The sequence below is a fragment of the Peribacillus sp. B65 genome, from assembly GCF_058513295.1.
The window spans coordinates 5,364,558-5,384,029 of sequence record NZ_CP195840.1 but is presented as its reverse complement, the minus strand read 5'-3'; the positions used below and the strand labels follow the sequence as shown (position 1 = coordinate 5,384,029).

Annotated in this window: 20 protein-coding genes; 17 read left to right on the top strand and 3 right to left on the bottom strand. The window is 35.6% G+C overall.

Features of this window, described 5'->3' with window-relative positions; genetic code table 11:
* Positions 1-20 precede the first annotated feature (20 nt).
* The 4 genes from ACSR9O_RS26560 to ACSR9O_RS26545 all read left to right on the top strand — a co-directional run bounded on the left by ACSR9O_RS26560 (position 21) and on the right by ACSR9O_RS26545 (position 2,954).
* Entirely contained in the window at positions 21-590 is a 570-nt protein-coding gene (locus ACSR9O_RS26560; RefSeq protein WP_101225814.1) for a dihydrofolate reductase family protein, read from the top strand.
* Between the two features lie 296 nt (positions 591-886).
* Positions 887-1,327: a hypothetical protein gene (locus ACSR9O_RS26555; protein ID WP_232783040.1), complete on the top strand. Its 441-nt coding sequence runs from the start codon at positions 887-889 to the stop codon at positions 1,325-1,327.
* Between the two features lie 970 nt (positions 1,328-2,297).
* Positions 2,298-2,639 (top strand): DMT family transporter, encoded by a 342-nt coding sequence (locus tag ACSR9O_RS26550; protein ID WP_491725360.1) that lies wholly within the window; start codon positions 2,298-2,300, stop codon positions 2,637-2,639.
* Positions 2,640-2,954, top strand: coding sequence for a DMT family transporter (locus tag ACSR9O_RS26545; protein WP_101225815.1), 315 nt, complete (start codon positions 2,640-2,642; stop codon positions 2,952-2,954).
* A gap of 206 nt (positions 2,955-3,160) precedes the next feature.
* On the opposite strand, the gene cotR is transcribed toward ACSR9O_RS26545, so the two are convergent.
* Positions 3,161-4,117 (bottom strand): sporulation hydrolase CotR, encoded by a 957-nt coding sequence (cotR, locus tag ACSR9O_RS26540; RefSeq protein ID WP_101225816.1) that lies wholly within the window; start codon positions 4,115-4,117, stop codon positions 3,161-3,163.
* A 144-nt stretch (positions 4,118-4,261) separates the two neighbouring features.
* Between cotR and ACSR9O_RS26535 the strand changes: the two genes are divergently transcribed.
* The gene (locus ACSR9O_RS26535) at positions 4,262-4,453 is read left to right on the top strand and encodes a hypothetical protein (RefSeq protein WP_101225817.1); all 192 of its coding nucleotides are present in this window, start codon (positions 4,262-4,264) and stop codon (positions 4,451-4,453) included.
* A gap of 313 nt (positions 4,454-4,766) precedes the next feature.
* Here ACSR9O_RS26535 and ACSR9O_RS26530 read toward each other — a convergent pair whose 3' ends face one another.
* On the bottom strand, positions 4,767-5,546 hold the full coding sequence (locus tag ACSR9O_RS26530) for a PhzF family phenazine biosynthesis protein (RefSeq protein ID WP_491725359.1): 780 nt from the start codon (positions 5,544-5,546) through the stop codon (positions 4,767-4,769).
* Between the two features lie 148 nt (positions 5,547-5,694).
* On the opposite strand from ACSR9O_RS26530, the gene pdxR reads away from it, so the two are divergent.
* From pdxR to ACSR9O_RS26485, 9 genes are all read left to right on the top strand, one after another.
* Complete coding sequence (gene pdxR / locus ACSR9O_RS26525; protein ID WP_491725358.1) at positions 5,695-7,176, top strand: MocR-like pyridoxine biosynthesis transcription factor PdxR; 1,482 nt, start codon at positions 5,695-5,697, stop codon at positions 7,174-7,176.
* Between the two features lie 252 nt (positions 7,177-7,428).
* The gene (locus tag ACSR9O_RS26520; RefSeq protein WP_491725357.1) at positions 7,429-8,004 is read left to right on the top strand and encodes a LysE family translocator; all 576 of its coding nucleotides are present in this window, start codon (positions 7,429-7,431) and stop codon (positions 8,002-8,004) included.
* Between the two features lie 24 nt (positions 8,005-8,028).
* Entirely contained in the window at positions 8,029-8,805 is a 777-nt protein-coding gene (locus ACSR9O_RS26515; RefSeq protein WP_491725356.1) for a helix-turn-helix domain-containing protein, read from the top strand.
* A 99-nt stretch (positions 8,806-8,904) separates the two neighbouring features.
* Positions 8,905-9,837: an MBL fold metallo-hydrolase gene (locus ACSR9O_RS26510; protein ID WP_491725355.1), complete on the top strand. Its 933-nt coding sequence runs from the start codon at positions 8,905-8,907 to the stop codon at positions 9,835-9,837.
* Between the two features lie 202 nt (positions 9,838-10,039).
* Positions 10,040-10,417: a hotdog domain-containing protein gene (locus tag ACSR9O_RS26505; protein WP_491725354.1), complete on the top strand. Its 378-nt coding sequence runs from the start codon at positions 10,040-10,042 to the stop codon at positions 10,415-10,417.
* A 222-nt stretch (positions 10,418-10,639) separates the two neighbouring features.
* Positions 10,640-12,280: a spore germination protein gene (locus ACSR9O_RS26500; RefSeq protein WP_491725353.1), complete on the top strand. Its 1,641-nt coding sequence runs from the start codon at positions 10,640-10,642 to the stop codon at positions 12,278-12,280.
* A 181-nt stretch (positions 12,281-12,461) separates the two neighbouring features.
* Positions 12,462-12,851, top strand: coding sequence for a MerR family transcriptional regulator (locus ACSR9O_RS26495; protein ID WP_260356661.1), 390 nt, complete (start codon positions 12,462-12,464; stop codon positions 12,849-12,851).
* 21 nt (positions 12,852-12,872) lie between these two features.
* Positions 12,873-14,045 (top strand): MFS transporter, encoded by a 1,173-nt coding sequence (locus tag ACSR9O_RS26490; protein ID WP_491725352.1) that lies wholly within the window; start codon positions 12,873-12,875, stop codon positions 14,043-14,045.
* 362 nt (positions 14,046-14,407) lie between these two features.
* Complete coding sequence (locus ACSR9O_RS26485) at positions 14,408-15,292, top strand: alpha/beta fold hydrolase (RefSeq protein ID WP_232783042.1); 885 nt, start codon at positions 14,408-14,410, stop codon at positions 15,290-15,292.
* A 1,282-nt stretch (positions 15,293-16,574) separates the two neighbouring features.
* On the opposite strand, the gene ACSR9O_RS26480 is transcribed toward ACSR9O_RS26485, so the two are convergent.
* Complete coding sequence (locus ACSR9O_RS26480; RefSeq protein ID WP_101226145.1) at positions 16,575-17,297, bottom strand: NADPH-dependent F420 reductase; 723 nt, start codon at positions 17,295-17,297, stop codon at positions 16,575-16,577.
* Between the two features lie 243 nt (positions 17,298-17,540).
* Here ACSR9O_RS26480 and ACSR9O_RS26475 point away from each other — a divergent pair, with 243 nt between their 5' ends.
* From ACSR9O_RS26475 to ACSR9O_RS26465, 3 genes are all read left to right on the top strand, one after another.
* The gene (locus ACSR9O_RS26475; protein ID WP_101226146.1) at positions 17,541-17,900 is read left to right on the top strand and encodes a winged helix-turn-helix transcriptional regulator; all 360 of its coding nucleotides are present in this window, start codon (positions 17,541-17,543) and stop codon (positions 17,898-17,900) included.
* A gap of 268 nt (positions 17,901-18,168) precedes the next feature.
* On the top strand, positions 18,169-18,747 hold the full coding sequence (locus tag ACSR9O_RS26470) for a sugar O-acetyltransferase (protein WP_491725516.1): 579 nt from the start codon (positions 18,169-18,171) through the stop codon (positions 18,745-18,747).
* Positions 18,748-18,928: 181 nt separating this feature from the next.
* On the top strand, positions 18,929-19,306 hold the full coding sequence (locus ACSR9O_RS26465) for a hypothetical protein (protein ID WP_491725351.1): 378 nt from the start codon (positions 18,929-18,931) through the stop codon (positions 19,304-19,306).
* The last annotated feature ends 166 nt before the right edge of the window (positions 19,307-19,472 follow it).

The window sequence follows — 19,472 nt, the reverse complement described above, 5'->3', positions numbered from 1 at the left end:
TGATTAAGGGAGGAAGAATTATGTCAATTAACGTAAGACCAAGAAGAATGATTTTAGATTTAGCAGTTACTTTAGATGGTTTTATAGAAGGAAAAAATGGGGAAGTTGATTGGTGCATCATGGACCCTGAGATGGGGTTTATTAATTTCTTAAATCAAATTGATACTATTTTATATGGAAGAAAAAGCTACGATTTATGGGGACAATTCACTCCAGGAATTGAAGATGCCGATACTGAAAAAGAACTTTGGGAAATGGTTCATAGTAAAGAAAAATACGTGTTTTCCAGAACGCAAAAAGGGACTGATAATAAAGCGATCTATATAAATGATAATATTGTTGAAGAAGTAAATAAATTAAAGAATAAACCTGGTAAAGACATCTGGCTATATGGCGGAGCAAGTCTTATTACAACATTTATCAATTTAGGGCTTGTTGATGAATTTAGATTATCTGTTCATCCTGTTATTTTGGGAGAAGGAAAACCTTTGTTTATTGATATAAAGCAGAGGTTGAATCTAAAATTGGTTAATACAAGAATGTTCTCCTCTGGCGTTGTGCAACTAATATATCATTTGAATGAAAATTAATTATAGTGTTCATTCGTAAATATGCGATAGTTATTGCTGTCATTTCCCTTCAACAATCGGGCGCTTTAATGGTGCAATGAAATAGCTTAATTTCTTAATGCTCAGAAATTAGGCTTTTTAATATTGTGAGCATGATTTAATTAAATAACCTATATAAATAAGAAGAAACCGAAATTATAGATAGTTCATGAACTTTAATTAAGCAAGGTTGATGAAGATGACGCAACAAAAGATGATTGAATTTAAGAAACTATAGTCATTTTTAATCATTTTAATAGTCAGTTTATTCTGATATTATGAAAGGGATAAAGATTGGAGGAGGAAATAACATAAAAAGCTTATTTTTAATCTTAAGTACCTTTGTGTTAGTTCTGGTAAGTGGAATCGTATTTGGTACTTCTGCTGCTCAAGCAAGTGTTCCTCAGTATTCTTTTCAAACAGAAGATGGAAAATGGGATGGTGAAATTGGAAATCCTAACAAAGGTAGTGACTTAGAGGTAGAACTGGTTTCCCCAATCTATTTAAAGACCTCTTCTGGAAGTAAGTTATTGACTAATTATAGTAACATATGGTCTCGTCTCTGCAATGCTAGTACTGGAAAGTGCACAGGCTATCATAGTTTAGCAGGTGGAAAGACATTATTCACAGATATGAAAATAGGTAAATTTTATGTTGATGTGAAAGATGGATACTCTTCTGGTAAAGTATCTGGAAAACTACAGATTGTTTTCAAATAACTTGTATTACTTGCTACCCACACTTGATGGGTAGCTTTTTTTATATGAAAAGTTTCTGAAATAAATTAATTCTAAGTAATTTTGTATAATTTTTTACGAAGATTGAGCTTTACCACTGCCTTTTACGGAAAAGAAGTGAAGTTTACTGACATGACTAGTACGTTACAAACGCTACAAAGGGTGTCGAGCTAAATAGTGTTTGTGTAGACATGAACTAAAGTTTGATATTTTGTTAATGAACTTATGGGGCAGGTTAGTTGAACAAGGATTGAAGCTTTATTAATTTAGGAATCGTTTAAAAGAGAGTGGCGTGTAGGAAACGATTACGATTATGGGTGGTGGTGTATAATTGAAACTTTTAGTAAATGCGGCAACGAACTTACGAGAGCCTATATTTCCGGATTTCAAGGAGAATTTCTGATAAACAAAAAACCAAGAGGTCTTTTCACGGATAGTCCGATTTACAGCAAGTATCTTCTTATGTTTGTTCTAAATGTGGGTATTTAGAGTTCTATGTAGAACAAGCTGTGAAAAGGATTTCTACATCTTGAAAAGACTCAAGGTTGCTGAGGTAACCTTTTTCATATGTTATTAACGGGTGCGTTAGCTGAAAATCGGAGCGTCTTTAAGGCAGCTCTTTTCTTATGGAACTAAAGGAGCAGGTTAGTTGAATAACAATTGTTGAATTTTATTAAGAAAAATAAATAAAAATTGACTAGAGAAAAAGTTAATGCTAAATTTAACTAACGAACGGTCGGAAGGTTGGGGAATTGACTGCAGAGCGAATTAAAGAAGTTGCCTTAAAGTATTTCGCACAAAATGGATATTGGCGTGGACTTTCTAATGATTAATGGTCTTGGAGGGGATTTTATGAAACGAAATTGGGCATATGTTATCATTGCCGGCATTATTGCTTGGTATTTGCATTGGCGTGGACTTTCTAATGATTAATGATCTTGGAGGGAATTTTATGAATCGAAATTGGGCATATGTTATTATTGCCGGTATTATTGAGGTAATGTGGGCAATGGGGTTGAAGTATTCAAATAATTTGATTACTTGGGCCGGTACATTTTTTCTTATATATGTATCCTTTGTTGTATTGATGAAAGCTACAAAAAAACTACCCGTTGCTACTGTCTATGCTGTCTTTACAGGAATAGGAACAGCGGGAACAGTCTTGGTGGAAATGGTGGTTTTTGGAGAACCTTTCAGTTGGACAAAAATATTGTTTATTCTCCTGCTTCTGTCTGGTGTAGTAGGATTAAAACTTGTCACATCTGAACCAAGCAAGAAAGAAGGTGCAGTATAAATGGCTTGGTTATATCTTATCTTGGCTGGAACTTTTGAAGTAGTTGGGGTTACGGGTATGAATAAAGTTGTTAAAGATAAAAACCTACAGTCGTATATAGTATTGTTTATGGGATTTATAATTAGTTTTGGTTTTCTAAGTCTAGCTATGAAAACTCTCCCTATGGGAATTTCCTATGCGGTATGGACAGGGATTGGAACTGTGGGAGGAGTAATTATTGGAATGTTGTTTTATGGAGAATCAAAAGATTGGAAACGAATTTTATTTATAGGGGCAATTTTAGTAGCGGTAGTGGGGTTGAAATTGACATCATAAATAATATACGTTGTTGAACTAACGGGTGCTTTAACTTATGATCGGAGCTGTCTTTAAGACAGCTTTTTCCTTATGCAATTAACGGGGCAGGATAGTTGAAGAAGAACTGATAAATAAAAACAGCCAGGTTCTGGCTGTTTTTATTTAAAAAATCCAAATGCTTGAAATAAAAACTAAAATTCAAGCAGACTTATGGGATAATTTTATTAATTCCAGTTTTTCTCTATAAATTGAACTGCGGGTTGTAAATTTGTTTTGTTAGCAATTGAAATGACAGCTGGAACCACAGAAGGGTCCGTTTTGGAGAAATTAGGGATCCGTGGATTTAACCGAAAAAAACGATTTCCTAGAAGCTGAGAACTGACCATGGATTCATAGTAACCGGATCCACTAGCGACAATCTGTAGAAATGGCAGTAAGGGTTCATTGGGCGATCGGTCCAAAAGAACTCCCCAATTTGGGGGAAGGTTCTTCATATTTTCGGGACGTATGTTATCTGCACTTACCATCCCCCACCCCTTCGTATCTCTTCTTAATCGAGTCGGCTCTTCACCTGTTCCAATGGATAATACCGCAATTTGATCCAACGGCTGTTTGGCTTTCCCCACTGCAAACGCGATACTGGCTGTACTGGGGTTAGTTGCTACTGTATACCCATCCACGTAGTTTTGATAGGCTCGTTGCGTCGCGGGAGCACCACTGCTCCGTAGTATTACATCACTCGCTTTCTCATTTAAATAGGGAGAGCCAGGAAAGTTGTGGAATAACACAGGAGTCCAACGATTCAGCTCCGGTGAGAATAAATGAAATGCAGGGACAACAATTCGTCTTTTTAAGTTTTTGAGGAGAAGATCTGATGGAAAAAATGTTTGTACCGCTTTAATGAAACCAGAATATGGCAATTGTTGATTGAAAACAGGTCCACCTGGTCGGGAAACGCTGAAAGCCGGCAGGATTTTATCCTTAAAAAACTGGAGTGTCTCCTTCGGCGATCTTCCACTTGCTAACGCAAGGGCAGTGAATGAACCGATTGAATTTCCCGAAAAAACATTGGTTCGACTAATTAATTTTGGGTTTTGCTGAGCCAGTCTGTTCAAAAGTTGTAAACTTAAAGCACCTAAGGTGCCGCCTCCATCAAAGGACATGATCCGATATTTTGTCAAAGCTGATTTCTCCCTTCTAATCAGGTCACAAGTATCATTCAGTATATGTTTATTTTTCAGGGGCAGGATTATGTAGCTAAACATCCAAGAAAAGGCTTCATCGAGTATAAAAAAAAACTACGACGAGGATAGAGGAGACTACGTTTGAGTGGCAGTACGGGCAAGCCGAACAGGAATTATTATGCACGTACTTTGTTTGTAATGGGTGATGAGAAAGTCAGAAAGTACAACCAAAAAAACTTGAAAGAAAATAAAAAAGCCATAGCGGTAGGCTACGGCTGCCTGTTCCGTCCTCAAACAGGCTATTTTGCAACCTTATGCACAAAAGGTTATTGATGATTATTATTATTAAATATCTTGCGATCCTTTAAGATGGAGATCGCTTTTTCCAACAACAGGATTGTGAACAATTAAATTAATTAATTGTCTTTTTGCTCTGTTATTACTGTCATAAATGCACACGGTGCTGCGGCATCTCTTTTTCTTATTCAACAAACGAAGCAGTAGAGTTGAATAAGAAATAACTTTACCCTGTTAAATAACTGTGTTGATTTGCAGCTGAAATAATAGCTTGGAAAAAAACGCCAAGCTATTATAATTTGTTTGGTTAGTACGTTGGTTTGACTATATTTCATATCTTCCATAGTCATTACCCTATATTTATATCCCCTATTAAGTAGAGTGTTGCTTTTCCAGCCATCTTTACCCGTGTGTCCTCGTGCTTACAAAAAAGTGTACCGCCTCTATTGGATAACTGTCTTGCTACCATTTCACGTTTCTTTAGTTTCTCTGCCCAAAAGGGCACTAAACCGCAGTGTGCAGAACCGCATACTGGGTCCTCATTTACCTTTAACTTTGGGAAAAATGCTCTTGAAACAAAATCATAATCATTTCCTTTGGCAGAAACAATAACTCCAAGACCCTCTGGCAACTGTTCTAGTTTTGAAAAGTCAGGACTTAGATTTTTCACTGCTTCTTCTGACTCTACTACAAATAACAAATCTCTATTTAGATATGCTTCTATCGGTGTGGTTCCCAAAGCATCAATCATTTGTTCAGTAAGAGGTATCTCCTTTGAAGGGACAGTTGGGAAATCAAGTTCATACAAATCATCTTTTCTATTTACTGTAAGTACCCCACTCATCGTGTCGAATAGAATGGTTTTCAATTGCTTTTCAACATAGTTCATAATGACAAAAGCAGTTGCTAAAGTTGCGTGACCACAAAGGTTGATTTCTCCTCCAGGCGTAAACCATTTAAGTTTATAGTTTTCCGCACCTTTTACTGCAAATGCCGTTTCAGAAAGGTTATTTTCAATAGCAACCTTTTGCATAATGTCATCAGAAATCCATTCATTCATAACACAAACCCCAGCAGGATTTCCTTCAAAGATTTTTTCTGCAAATGCATCAACCACATAATACTTCATAATTTTTTCCTCCTAGATTAATCAAATTGAACGTAAAATGTTCAGGTGTTATACTTGAATATCCTTATATTAATGGTTATATATGTATAACAGTCAACTTGATCATATAACACTTAATTTTCAACACAGTGCTGATGGAGGCTTTATTATGAAGATTGAAATAAACAGGAACTCCAATATCCCGATTAATCAACAAATTTATGAGAATATAGCAGATAGAATAAGGTCAGGGGGGTTATCGGAAGATGAACGTTTGCCTTCCGTTAGAGCGTTAGCAAAACAATTAGGGGTAAGTGTACTTACAGTTGTAAGAGTGTATGCATTGTTAGAAAAAAATGAGTTAATTGAACGGATACAAGGGAAGGGGACATTTGTTAAAGCTAATATTACATCAGAAGATATAGAAAATAATAAAAAGAACAATTTCGAGTGGCAATTATCCGTTTTAGATTATCTTCCCCGAACTCAATTTGGTACACATTATGGTTCATTTGAAAACTGTATTCAGTTTTCTGTTGCAGCGATTTGTCCATCCTTACTTCCGAATCATTATCTGGAGAAAGAAATCCATTCAAATTTAGAAAAGAATCCTAGTATTTTATCAAGTTATGGACCTGCTCAAGGGGATGAGGAACTTAGAAAAGCTATGAGCGAGTATCTTCGCAAACAAGATTTAAATATTGACCATAAAGATATATTGGTAACTAATGGCACTCAACAAGGAATAGATTTGGTGGCGAAAACTTTTATAGGACCAGGAGATGTGGTGGTTACAGAAGCACCCACTTATCCTAATGCAATTGATACATTTCGTGCTCGTGGGGCTACTATTATTCCTGTTCCATTAGATAAAGAAGGAATGAGAATGGACCTGTTACAAAGAGTTTGCGAAATATATAAACCCAAAATGATATATACCATCCCTAACTTTCAGAATCCAACTGGAAGGGTTTTAAGTCGAAAAAGAAGGGAGCAATTATTAATATTTGCCCAAGAACATCAAATAATCATTGTAGAAGACGAACCCTGGAGTGAGATATTTTTTGACAAGAAACCTCCATCACCTATAAAAAGTCTTGATACAAATGGTTTCGTCATTTATCTAAAGGGGCTAAGCAAGACATTGGTTCCTGGTTGCCGGATAGGACTGCTGGCCGCAAATGGCACTCTGTTTAATCGTTTAGTGGCATCTAAAGTGAATACGGACCTTGGTAGTCCATTATTAACACAAAAGGCAATTCTTCCATTTTTTCATTCGAAAAGGATGGAGGACCATATGGAAAAGCTGAGATTTGCTTTGAAATTAAGAAGGGATAAAGTTATAGAACTCTTCAATTCCCATATGCCGAATGAAGTTCAATGGATTGAACCAACAGGTGGATTAAATATATGGGTATCCATTCCATCAGAGTGGAACACGAACCATTTATTAATCGAATGTCAAAAAGAGAATATTTACTTTCTTCCTGGTTCAGCCTGTTTCGCAGGAGAACCCGAAAACCATCATTTAAGGTTAAACTTTTCCTATTTATCGGATAGTGAATTAGAAAATGGAATTTTAAAATTTTGCAATATCACAAGAAAATTTTTATCTTCAAATCAACTATTTAGACAATCCCCCATTATGTAAAGAAAGGCTGCAACAAAAATACTTTCAGTTTAAAGTTTGATGGTTGTAAATTTTTTCGGTTCATCTCATAGAAATTATATAAAGACCCTGGTTTCCTGCTTACGTAAGGAAATCAGGGTTTTGACGTATCAGCACCCTGAATTTATAGAGTTATCTTTACAGAAGCAATATATAACCTTGCAATAACATACTATAAGCTTTTAAAGTTAGGATGTACAATTGCATGAGGATATCTTGAAAGGAGTTTACCTCATGAATATTACATCTTTTGTATTTTACTGTTTTATTGTTACATTTACACCAGGTCCTACCAATATCGTCATATTATCCACCGTGCATAACTCTGGGACAAAAAAGGCAATGGAATATACGTATGGAGCAACGATTGCTTTTGGTTTCTTACTTGCTATTTCTGCTATGTTAAATACGATACTTGCAACGATCATACCAAAAATTTTAATTGTTATGCAGATAATCGGAAGCTTTTATATGTTGTATCTTGCTTATCAAGTTTACAAAATGGATTCATCAAAACCAACTGTAAACCAAACGGGTACCTTTATGTCTGGATTTCTTACGCAGTTTTTAAATCCAAAGGTAGTACTATTTACAATGACTGTCATTCCCACCTATATTATGCCCTATTATGTCTCAATGCCTGCGGTTACAATAAGCGTTATCGCTATAACTGTTATAGGATTCTTAGCATTTATTACATGGGTACTTTTTGGTGCAATCTTCAAGGAGTTTTTACAGAAGCATAAAAAGATTGTAAATATATTGATGGCATTGTTTTTAGTTTATGCTGCAATCATGATCTGGATGTAGGTAGCTACTTAAGAGGTGAATTAAATGGATAAATTTATCTATAAAAAATCGGCGGGTATTACGGCTTTGTCAGCAAGTATTACTGATTTCACATATAAGAAGCACTCTCATAAAGAGTATGCAATAGGAGTCACATTGCGTGGCATTCAACACTATAACTTGGATGGCAGTTTACACTTGTCTTATCAAAATGGCGTTATGCTTTTTAATCCGGAACAGGCACATGACGGAATGGCACATGATGAGACAGGACTAGATTATGTGATGCTATATATTGAGCCACAATTGCTTCTGGAGGTTATTGAGAAGAAGGATATCATACGCTTTTCAACCCCCATTGTGTATGATTATAGGCTTAAACAAGGAATACTAAGTCTTTCTAATGCAATATTAAGCGAAAAAGACGAGGCATTGTGCAGTGAATTACTGTTATCCCTCACAGATAACCTTATTCAAACTGATCTTTCTACAGACTATAAGAAAGATAACACTCTAATTAGAAAAGCGAAGGATATGCTTCACACCAACTTGGAAACTATACCTAAACTTGACGAGATATGTAAAGAGCTTGATTTATCGAAATTTAAGTTTATCCGGTTATTCAAGACTCATACTGGCATTTCACCATATCAATACTTTCTTAACTGCAAGATAGAATATGCAAAGCAGTTAATAGAAAAAAATAGAGATATTCATTCAGCTGTAGCTGAATGTGGTTTTGTTGATTTAACCCATTTAAATAAACACTTTAAAAGCGTATACGGAACAACAGCCTTTGAATATATTTCACATTTAAATTGATTAGTAGTTTGTTCGATTATTATTGGTGACTTTAAGGAGGAATGGCTTATTAAAAAATCCAGTATTATTTTCTTTGAAAGAAAATTCCCAAGTGCAAACATGATCCTTATTAAGGATCAGCTCCCGGTCCTTATTGATACTGGTTTTGGAAGTGATGTGAAAGATACAGAGCAATTAATTAAAGAAGTAGGCATTTCACCAGAAGAATTACACCTTATTGTGAACACGCACTATCATAGTGACCATGTAGGAGGCAATTTTCATTTTCAAAAAAATTATGGAGTAAGGATTGGTGCTCATAAATGGGAAGCAGAATTAATTAATTCTTGCGACTCGGAAGCCTGTAGTTCAGAATGGTTAGATCAGCCTGTAGAACCTTATCGAGTCGATCTAAAGTTCTCGGATAACGATGATATTAATACAGGAAGCAGAACGTTAAAAATCTTGCACACACCAGGACATACATTAGGACATATTTCTTTATATGAACCGGAAGAAGAAGTATTAATTTGCGGGGATCTCTTCCACAAAGGTGATATCGGATGGTTAAATATCTTTCGAGAGGGTGTTTCATCTATCCAACGATCGATAGAAAGTTTGGATCGGTTGTCCATGCTTCGAATTCAACAGACATATTCAGGACATGGACCGCAAATAGAGAATCCTCTGACTGCCATTGATGCAGCAAGGAAACGGTTTGAAAAGTGGCTCAGAATGCCAGAAAAAGTTGCATGGCATGCCTGCAAAAGGATTTTTTCATTCACATTAATCATTAAAAACGGATTGACAAAAGAAGAACTCGATAACTACCTACTAAAGTGTGGTTGGTTCCAAGATTTTGCACACTACTCTTTCCAACTTCAGCCAGAAGAATTTATCCCAATCCTGCTCGATGAAATGATTCGTTCCGGAGCAGCAAGCTGGCACAATAATCATTTAATTGCCTCCACCCCATACCAAGCACCACAAAAGAAATGGATGAATAAGAACATAAAGCCGAAAGATTGGAACCCTCAAGATTTTCTCACATAAGGATATCTGAAAAACGTTTCTGGTTTCTATTTCTATGCAGCGTATTTATCTTCCTTTCCTCAGATAAATATCTTATATCCAAAATCCGAAAACAAATTACCAAAACAATACTTCAACGACGCTGTTAGTTATTAAGATATAAAATTCGCGTTTTGTCCGCGGGTATTAATCAACTTTATAAAACCTTCAGGGGGGATTTTATATGTCATTAAAAGTAGGAGATATCATTACGTTTGAACGGACTTTTACAGTAAGGGATGTTGAATTATTTACAGAGATTTCAGGTGATGAAGGGAATCATCATATAACCCCAGATGAACAGGGAAGACTTGTAATTCAAGGGTTATTAACGGCAACTCTACCAACAAAAATAGGTGGAGATCATCACGTAATGGCTCGTACTATGAATTTTGAGTTTTTAAGACCTGTGTTTACCGGGGATACAATAATATGTGAAGTTAAAATTGAAAAATATGAAAGGCAAGAAAATAATAGAACAGCTATTATTGCATTCTTTTTATGTAAAAATCAGTATGAAAAAGAAGTATTAAAAGGGGATTTTTTAGGTGTAATACTTTAAATTTTGGGGTTAATATGTGTCTTAATGAACTAACGGGTGCGTTAGCTGAAGATCGGAGCTGTCTTTAAGGCAGCTTTTTTTTTATGGAACTAACGGGCAGGTTAGATACATAAAGAATATCTAAATATTAGCTCTAATAGCATCGTTGGGAATGATGGTATCCATAAAAGACAATTTTTTTGGACAGGATAAAAAGAAAAAGGAATGAAAGAGGTCCGGTCTATGGTTTCTTTTTTCAAACAAAAAGGACAAATGAAGAAACGTGAGAAGCGAAGGATTGATGAAAAGGACCAATCTAAAGGTATAACAACTGAACTTATTGACAGCTCCATTTCAGCCAATCTGGAAAAGGTGAGGCAGAAAACAGGTAACAGCCCCGACATTATTATCCGAAATTTGAAAATCAGTCAAAATCCTGAGATTAAAGCGGCTATTTTGTATGTGCAGGGTCTGATTGATAATCCAAGCGTTACTGACTTTTTAATTGAATCCATCATGAAAAATCCTCATCTTAAAGAAAAACTACTTCCACAAGAAGCGTTGGAGGTAATCTCTAAAGACGTGGTTTCTCTCGGTGGTGTAGAATCCGTAACGGACTGGAAACAAATATTTTTGTCATTATTATCAGGAGATAGCATCATTTTTGTTGACGGAATAAACATGGCCCTGGTTGCAAGTACAAAAGGGGGAGAAAGGCGTTCCGTTCAGGAACCTAGCACAAATTCGGTAGTTCGCGGTTCAAGAGAGGGATTTACGGAATCGAATGTAACAAACATAGCACTGGTACGCCGCATCATTAATAGTACGGATTTATGGATAGAGTCGATGAAAATTGGGACGGTGACAAAGACGGATGTTTCCATCATGTATATAAATGGGATTGCCAAAGAAGGAATCGTCGAGGAGGTTAAAAAGCGCTTAAAAGGAATAAATATTGATAGTATTCTTGAATCCGGATATATTGAACAATTGATAGAAGATCAGGTCATGACCCCATTCCCCACCCTGGATCATACAGAAAGACCGGATAAGGTCGCAGGCAATCTACTTGAAGGAAGGGTAGCCATTTTTGTTAACGGAACACCTTTTGTCTTGGTGGCACCTGCGTTATTTATTCAGTTCTTTCAATCTGTCGAGGACTACTTTGCTCGCTTTGATATAGCCTCATCTATACGTTTTTTACGTATTTTTATTTTCTTTATTTCGCTAATTGCCCCATCTGTATATGTGGCAGCTACAACGTATCATCAAGAAATGATTCCAACAAAGCTGCTCGTCATTCTTGCAGCCCAACGGGATTCCGTTCCTTTTCCGGCAGTTGTCGAAGCATTCATAATGGAAATAATATTTGAACTCTTACGAGAAGCAAGCCTAAGGATGCCCAAAGCCATTGGCGCGACTATGTCCATTGTTGGTGCTCTGGTGATTGGGCAGGCGGCAGTCCAAGCTGGAATTGTATCACCGGCAATGGTCATCATCGTATCGATTACGGCCATTGCAAGTTTTGCCACCCCTTCATACTCCATGGCAATTTCGGCTCGCTTGCTGCGTTTCGTATTTATCATTTGCGCAGGCACAATGGGTTTATATGGTATGATTTTAGTCTTTTTTGTCGTAGTAGTTCATTTATGTAGCCTACGTTCATTCGGAGTTCCTTATATGACACCACTTGCTCCACTTAACCCGGAAGGACTAGGCGATACATTCTTTAGGAGACCAATGTGGGCGTTAAAATACAGACCCAAATTTTTAAGCTCCGATAATAATTTGAAAAGGGAAGGCGATAATCAAAGGCCACTACCTCCTACATCACGTGGGATGAAGACTTTTAACATGAAGAAGGGCGACGGCACTGAATCGTGACATGCTTTTTTCAAAACGGGTGCGTTAACTTAAGATCAGAGCTGTCTTTAAGACAGCTTTTTCTTGTGGAACTAACGGGGCAGGATAGTTGCATAAGAATTTAGATAGAATAATTTATAAATACCCTTGACCTGGAGTTCACTCCAGCTGTTATGCTTTCAAGAGTTAGGAGGACATTGTTATGATAATTTCAGAAGTAAGCGAAAAATTTGGTATCTCACCAGATACCCTACGCTATTATGAACGAATAGGTCTGATTCCCCCTATAAACCGTAACAAAAGTGGGTTAAGGGAATACACAGAACAGGACTGTCATTGGATTCAAGTAATTTTGTTTATGCGTAACGCAGGTATGTCTATAGAGTTGTTGCTGGAGTATGTAAAAATGGTTCATCAAGGAGATGAGACTATGCAAACAAGAAAGGAACTGTTAATAGAACAACGAAACCAGTTGGTTGCAAGAATTGAGGAACAAAAAAAAACCTTGGAGCTTTTGAACGGGAAAATTGAGAGTTATGAAAAGTCTGTAGTTCCGAATGAAAAAAAACTAAAAAAACAAAAGAATAAGTAATAAACAGGGGTGATCAAACTTATGTCTAAACAGAATAGTTTACTTATAGTTATTTTGACCATAGGAGTTTTCGGTATCCTAACTACTGAGATGGGCGTAATCGGGATATTACCTTCAATTGCTGAGCACTTTGATATCAGTGTAGCCAAAGCAGGTTTGCTAGTGAGTCTCTTTGCACTTACTGTCGCAATATCTGCTCCGATTATGCCGATGGTGTTTTCAGGAATAAATCGTAAGAAGATAATGTTACTTGTACTTGGTATTTTTGTTTTCGGTAACATTGTCTCGATATTTGCATCAAACTTTACTGTTTTGCTAATTGCTCGTGTGATTCCAGCTGTTTTCCATCCAATTTATTGTTCGTTGGCTTTGACAGTAGCTGCCACATCTGTTAGCAAGGAAGAAGCTCCAAAGGCTGTTTCTAAAGTGATTATGGGAGTAACCGCAGGTATGATACTTGGTGTACCAATCACTAATTACATTGCTAGTGAAACCTCCATAGAAATGGCAATGTTTTTCTTTGCCATCGTTAATGCAATTGCCTTCATAGCTACATTGATATTTATCCCATCCTTACCTGTTAAGGAAAGGCTATCTTACGGAACACAAATTAGTGTATTAAAAAAGCCAATTGTTTGGTTAGCTATTGCAACTGTCGTATTTATAGGTTCTGCAACTTCGAGCATTAATAGTTTCATTGCAGAATATCTTGGAACCGTTACAAATATATCGGGGAGGACATTAACTTTAGCATTATTTTTATTAGGCTTGGCAAGTCTTTTGGGAAATATTGCAGGAGGAAGGTTACTTACCAAAAATGCTATGAAAACTGCAACCCTTTTTCCAATCATATTAGGATTAGTTCTTCTATTGTCATTCCTTACAGGGAAGTCCACTGGACCTATGTTAATAACTATTATGTTATGGGGAATATTATTTGCTATAGGAAATAATGTTGGTCAATATTGGATTACCTCTTCGGCTCCAGAAGCTCCTGATTTCGCTAATGGATTGTTTCTCTCCTGCGGTAACTTAGGGATAACGATTGGAACCGCAGTAGGTGGATTATTTATATCAGGAATGGGTACACAATATGTTGTATTAGGGGGAATAGGATTCTTGATACTAACTCTAGTATCTATATTACTGAGAGGTTTTATATATAATCCTACAACAAAACAACTTGCTAACTAAGAAGTAAAGATAAGTATGTGAACATTTGTACTTAAACTAACGGGTGCGTTAGCTGAAGATCAGAGCTGTCTTTAAGGCAGCTTTTTCTTATGGCACTAAAGGGGCAGGATTGAATAACGTTCAATTTATCAAAAGAAGGTTGTTATCTGATATTCAACACATTTTCTAGAAATAGGTACTGTGGTTATATCGTTTATTACTTCAATTTAAGCATTTTTTATAACGATACGTCATAGTCTAAAGTAAGAATAGAAGGAGGTTTGTATGTTTACGAAAAAAAAGATGGATCATTTTAGTTATTGTTTCTTTGGCTATATTCATACTATTGTAGATAATCAGGTCTTTTCAAAGATGATGGTTCAATGAGTGGTTTCGTTACAAATGAAGGTAAGCAAGAATACATAAATTCTTATCATGAGGCAATGAGTTATTTACCACAACCTGTTGAGTCAAAAATGCTCAATACCGATTTTGGTAAAGTGAAGCTATACAAATTTCAAGAAGAGGAAACACCAGACAAAACACCGTTATTGTTACTTCCTGGAAAGGGGTCTGCTACACCAATGTGGGAAGCAAATCTCAATGACTTCTTAAAACACCGTCCGGTTTACACAATTGATTTGATAGGTGAGCCAGGGTTAAGTATAGAAACAAAACGTATCAAAACTAATATGGATCAAGCTATTTGGTTAAAACAGGTGTTAGAACAATTGCCAGAAGAGGAAATCAACTTATTAGGATTGTCATTTGGTGGATGGAGTGCGGCAAATTTAGCAATTAAGCACCCAGAAAAAATTCAAACACTCATATTAGTAGAACCAGTTTATGTTTTTGGTCCTATTCCACTAAAAATGATTCTAGTTTCGATTCCAGCTTCCGTACCAGCAGTGCCAAAATCAATAAGGGAAAGAATGCTTAGTTATATCTCTGGTGGTGCTAAAATTGATGAAAGTGAGCCGACAGCCAAATTGATTGAAACAGGAATGCGAACATTCAAAAGTAAATTGCCAATGCCAGAAAAGGTTAAAACTGAACATTTGAAGAAACTTAAGATGCCAGTGCTCGGAATTTTGGCTGGTCAATCAACTATGCATCATTCCGAAAAGTCGTTTCAAATCGGTTTAGAAAATTTAAGAAATCCATACAGTAATATGGTGTTATTTGAAGACGCCTCTCATGCTATCAATGGGGAGTACCCTGAAAAGTTGTTACAAACGATTGAAGACTTTCTAAAACATATTGAATAAGGGTTATGACCACGGCTATTTAGTTCCAGGCATCTCATGATAATATAGTCATCGACACAAATGTGAATTGGTGATTAACGTGAGAACTTTGGTAGTTCATTAAGGATTACTAAAAATAATCAAACTATTAAATAAAAATTGTATCTGAATCATAAGGAAAGAATCCATTTATTCAATATTTTCACAAAATGGATTCTTGTTTTTACACTAATATGTGGTTTCAAGAGAGGATTTTGGTCAATTTTGATTTCAAAACTACACATAAATGGACTTACTGATCATTTATCAGTTCCTATATATTCAACTTTTAGGGGATTTTTCACCTGATAATTATCCTCATGATTCATTGCATCTTTCAAAACTTCTAGGGTCTGACCCCGGAGGAAATTGAGCATTTAAATTCTATATAAGGACAAAATCCTTATGGGATGCTAACTCTATTATTAGGTTTAGTATCCTTTATTTTTGGGCCACAGTATATAATTATTCCTATCGTATCTTTGTTATTGGGTTTTATTACTTACCGGACCTTTGATTCTGAAAAAGAGGATAATCCTTGGACTTTTTACATTGGACTATTATTTGCTTTTACAGGATTAATATTGAACTTTTTACATTATGTACACGTATTGAACTGATGTTATGGTTCATTTCAGCAAAAAATGAAGAAAAGGAATAAGAAGGCAGAAATAGCGAAAGAATTTCTCTTGGTCGTATGATGCTTTAAATTAAAATTGAAGTGAGTTTCTTCGGTATCTCCTTTTTTTCTTGTTGAACTTACTAACGGGTGCATTAGCTTAAGATCGGAGCTGTCTTTAAGGCAGCTTTTTCTTATGGAACTAAAGGGGCAGGTTAGTTCCATAAGGAATACTGTTAAGTGATATTAAAGTTGTTTAATTTACAATAAAGTCGTTTAAAACATAATAAGGTTGTTTAAAAACGTCAGTCATGTTATTCCATTAAAGAGCCAGATTGTGAAAGATCACTAAACAAGAAAACTGGATATTTATGTTAAAATAATAGGGGGAATTGTGAAGAAATACTTAAGCTAACGTCGCAGTTTAGTTTAACAACAATACAATTTTTTTACGTCGATGAAAATTGTTAACAACGTCTAAATATTTTTAAAGTGTTACATCCAAGGTGGATGAACAGAGAGATTTAAAATATGCCAAAATAGTGATCAAATATTTTGATCACTACTTTTGGTTCCAAATTTCCTATGTCTTCTATTAAATATAAAAATAAATACCAGAGCAATGATCAATATGGGTATCCTAAATTATGAATTATATATTTCTCTGTTTAGATTCACAATATCTTTATGTGAATATCCGGGCTGATAACTCTCTATCGCCTTATCCCGTAGGAATTGGGCTTTTTCTTTATTTGCCTTTTTCAATGCTTCTGTTAGTTCCTCTTTTGTAAGTTCTGTGCAATATGCAGGCGTTCCTGGTTGCTGTCTCCACGAATCACTTAAAGAACTACTATCTACTGCGTCGAAGCCTAGCTCGTTTACTACGTCCATGATTATTTGTTTTTGCGATAGGTCATTACCAGCAATCGCCATGGCAATGCGACCACTAGTACCTTCAGGGGTTCCTTTATTTTCTAAAGTATAAGCTAATTGATTGTTGAAAGCTTTAATGAAAGGTCTACCTAATTGATTTGAAACCCAAACACTTTCAACCATCCCGTTCTCAATTTCTTCAATTTTATTGTCTCTAAAAGGATAATAATTTGAAGTGTCTACAGCGATTACTTCTTCTCCAGCTTTATCTACAATGTTGCGAATGCTTGGCATTACATGAAAAGGGATAGATATTATTAGAACATCAATATTAGTTATTACATCTTCTACACTCACAGGTGTTCCAGCAATCTCTTTTCCTTCTAAGCGTTCAATTCCTCGAGCATCTGCGATTTTGACATCATGTCCATTCTTAACTAATTTTTTAGAAATAATTGTCCCTATTGGTCCTGCACCTATAATTCCAAATCTCATTATTGTTCCTCCTAAATATAATTTTGTCCGATTATGATTCAATATCAGCTATAGAATTTTCCAATTGCCTCAACGCGAAATTGTCTACATTCCTTTTTTTACAACCATTAAGGTAATTGAGTGGTAATTGTGTGTTTTGGTTATAAATAATACAATAAACACATTACTCTTACTTTTGAAGTAGGCAATAAAAAATGATATAGTACACTTTTTTGTACTTTACAGAAGAAAAGGGATGTAAGTATGGCCAGAATATGTAAGGATGGATTTGAAAAAGAGTTTATTAAGGAGCAAAGAGACGTTTATGGTATTGCGTATACCCAAAATATGCTTTCAGGACGCTGGAAGTATCTTATTCTGTGGTTTTTAAAAACAAAAGAACGTCGTTATAGCGAAATTAAAGCTTTTTTATGGGACATTTCACAAGGTTCTCTTACAAAACAGTTGAGAGAATTAGAAACAGATGGATTAATTAAACGAGAGGTTTTTCCTGAGGTACCTCCACGTGTTGAATATTCATTAACAACTAAAGGGCGTGAATTTATCCCAATACTTGATATGATGGAGAATTTCGGCAAAAAATTCGGGGAGAAACCTGAGTGAAATAATAAAATGATATTTTTTATTAATTGGGCCGATATTGTGAAGTGTTGTACTTAAATTAACAGGGGCGTTTCTGAAACAACGGAAACGCACTTTTCTTCTTTAAGTAACCAGCTAATAGAAGCTCAATCTTATTCCATTATAGGGCGAGATACTTTAATAAGAATCGCTTTTCTTAATGAACTAACGGGTGCGTTAACTGAAGGTCGGAGCTGTCATTAAGGCAGCTTTTTCTTATGGAACTAACGGGGCAGGTTGGTTGAAGATTATGGTATCATTTGTATTAAAAATGGAAGCGAGGAAATGTGGTGTGAGTGATAAAGAGAAAATTTATTATGAACGAGGTACAAAGGAACTGAAATTTAAAAATATCCGTGCCCATAAACTTGTTCGAGAATTTAATAATAGTGACATTGAAGATTTCACAAAGAAAGAGGAAATTATTAAGGATATGTTTGGGAGTGTAGGTGTAAGTCCTAGTATTGAACACAATTTCCATTGTGACTTGGGTTACAATATTCACGTTGGTGATAACTTCTATGCCGGGTATAATTGCACTATTTTAGATATGGCAGAAGTTAGGGTTGGTCACAACTGTATGATAGGTCCCAATGTAGGGATATATACTGCTGGTCATTCAATAGAACCTAAAGGTAGGAATAAGAGTGGATATGGGATACCAATTACAATTGGTAACGAAGTATGGATTGGTGGAAGTTGCGTAATCTTGGCTGGAGTCAGCATTGGTGATAATTCAATTGTTGCTGCTGGTTCTGTTGTTACAAAAGATGTTCCTGCTAATACAATAGTGGCTGGAAATCCAGCAAAAATATTAAAAAGTATTTAATTTGAGATTTGTTTATTAATGAACTAACGGGTGCGTTAGCTGAAGATCGGAGCTGTCTTTAAGGCAGCTTTTTCTTATGGAACTAAAGGGGCAGGTTAGTTCAATACAAGGGAACTTTTACCTTTTTAGTTCGTATTAAAAGGAGCAGGAAATAAAGTTGTCCTTTGGAGTAGGTGTATTAATGAAAAAAATGTTATTGATCTCAACGATGGCTGCATTAGTATTAGCTGCGTGTGGTGAAGGAAAAGCACCATCTTGGAAAGGTACATGGAAAAATACGGATGGAGAAAAGAGTGTTTGTCGAGACTCCTTTACCTTTAAAGGGGAAAATAATTTTGAAATTCAAAATTCAAGAGTCCAGGGCGGAGAACAATCTTCTGGAACATATAAGCACATAGAGAATAATGATTACGAATTTGATTATGATGGTGGTTCTGACAATTTTACTATTATAGTCGAAAAAAATACGATGAAAGTTCAATTATCAGGCAAAGATACCATTTGCGAATATAATAAAGTCGATAAAATTAGAACTAAATACGAAAATCCATGGGAGTAATGATTGGAAAGCTATATTAAACCTTTTTCTTATGCAACTAAAGGGGCAGGTTAGTTGTATAAAGAAAATTAAAATTTGGTGGTAAAATTAGTTGATTATGTAGATTAGGGAGGATATTGAATAAATGAGTAATTGGTTATACATTCTTTATGCTGTAATTTTAGGG

Excerpts from the sequence above, each read along its gene's own strand:
- ACSR9O_RS26485 (WP_232783042.1), top strand. The coding sequence starts at position 14,408 with ATGAGTGGTTTCGTTACAAATGAAGGTAAGCAAGAATACATAAATTCT.
- ACSR9O_RS26555 (WP_232783040.1), top strand. The coding sequence starts at position 887 with ATGAAAGGGATAAAGATTGGAGGAGGAAATAACATAAAAAGCTTATTT.
- ACSR9O_RS26490 (WP_491725352.1), top strand. The coding sequence starts at position 12,873 with ATGTCTAAACAGAATAGTTTACTTATAGTTATTTTGACCATAGGAGTT.
- pdxR (WP_491725358.1), top strand. The coding sequence starts at position 5,695 with ATGAAGATTGAAATAAACAGGAACTCCAATATCCCGATTAATCAACAA.
- ACSR9O_RS26505 (WP_491725354.1), top strand. The coding sequence starts at position 10,040 with ATGTCATTAAAAGTAGGAGATATCATTACGTTTGAACGGACTTTTACA.
- ACSR9O_RS26480 (WP_101226145.1), bottom strand. The coding sequence starts at position 17,297 with ATGAGATTTGGAATTATAGGTGCAGGACCAATAGGGACAATTATTTCT.
- ACSR9O_RS26500 (WP_491725353.1), top strand. The coding sequence starts at position 10,640 with ATGGTTTCTTTTTTCAAACAAAAAGGACAAATGAAGAAACGTGAGAAG.
- ACSR9O_RS26510 (WP_491725355.1), top strand. The coding sequence starts at position 8,905 with ATGATCCTTATTAAGGATCAGCTCCCGGTCCTTATTGATACTGGTTTT.
- ACSR9O_RS26515 (WP_491725356.1), top strand. The coding sequence starts at position 8,029 with ATGGATAAATTTATCTATAAAAAATCGGCGGGTATTACGGCTTTGTCA.
- ACSR9O_RS26470 (WP_491725516.1), top strand. The coding sequence starts at position 18,169 with ATGGTATCATTTGTATTAAAAATGGAAGCGAGGAAATGTGGTGTGAGT.
- ACSR9O_RS26475 (WP_101226146.1), top strand. The coding sequence starts at position 17,541 with ATGGCCAGAATATGTAAGGATGGATTTGAAAAAGAGTTTATTAAGGAG.
- ACSR9O_RS26550 (WP_491725360.1), top strand. The coding sequence starts at position 2,298 with ATGAATCGAAATTGGGCATATGTTATTATTGCCGGTATTATTGAGGTA.
- ACSR9O_RS26530 (WP_491725359.1), bottom strand. The coding sequence starts at position 5,546 with ATGAAGTATTATGTGGTTGATGCATTTGCAGAAAAAATCTTTGAAGGA.
- ACSR9O_RS26560 (WP_101225814.1), top strand. The coding sequence starts at position 21 with ATGTCAATTAACGTAAGACCAAGAAGAATGATTTTAGATTTAGCAGTT.
- ACSR9O_RS26520 (WP_491725357.1), top strand. The coding sequence starts at position 7,429 with ATGAATATTACATCTTTTGTATTTTACTGTTTTATTGTTACATTTACA.
- ACSR9O_RS26545 (WP_101225815.1), top strand. The coding sequence starts at position 2,640 with ATGGCTTGGTTATATCTTATCTTGGCTGGAACTTTTGAAGTAGTTGGG.
- ACSR9O_RS26495 (WP_260356661.1), top strand. The coding sequence starts at position 12,462 with ATGATAATTTCAGAAGTAAGCGAAAAATTTGGTATCTCACCAGATACC.
- ACSR9O_RS26465 (WP_491725351.1), top strand. The coding sequence starts at position 18,929 with ATGAAAAAAATGTTATTGATCTCAACGATGGCTGCATTAGTATTAGCT.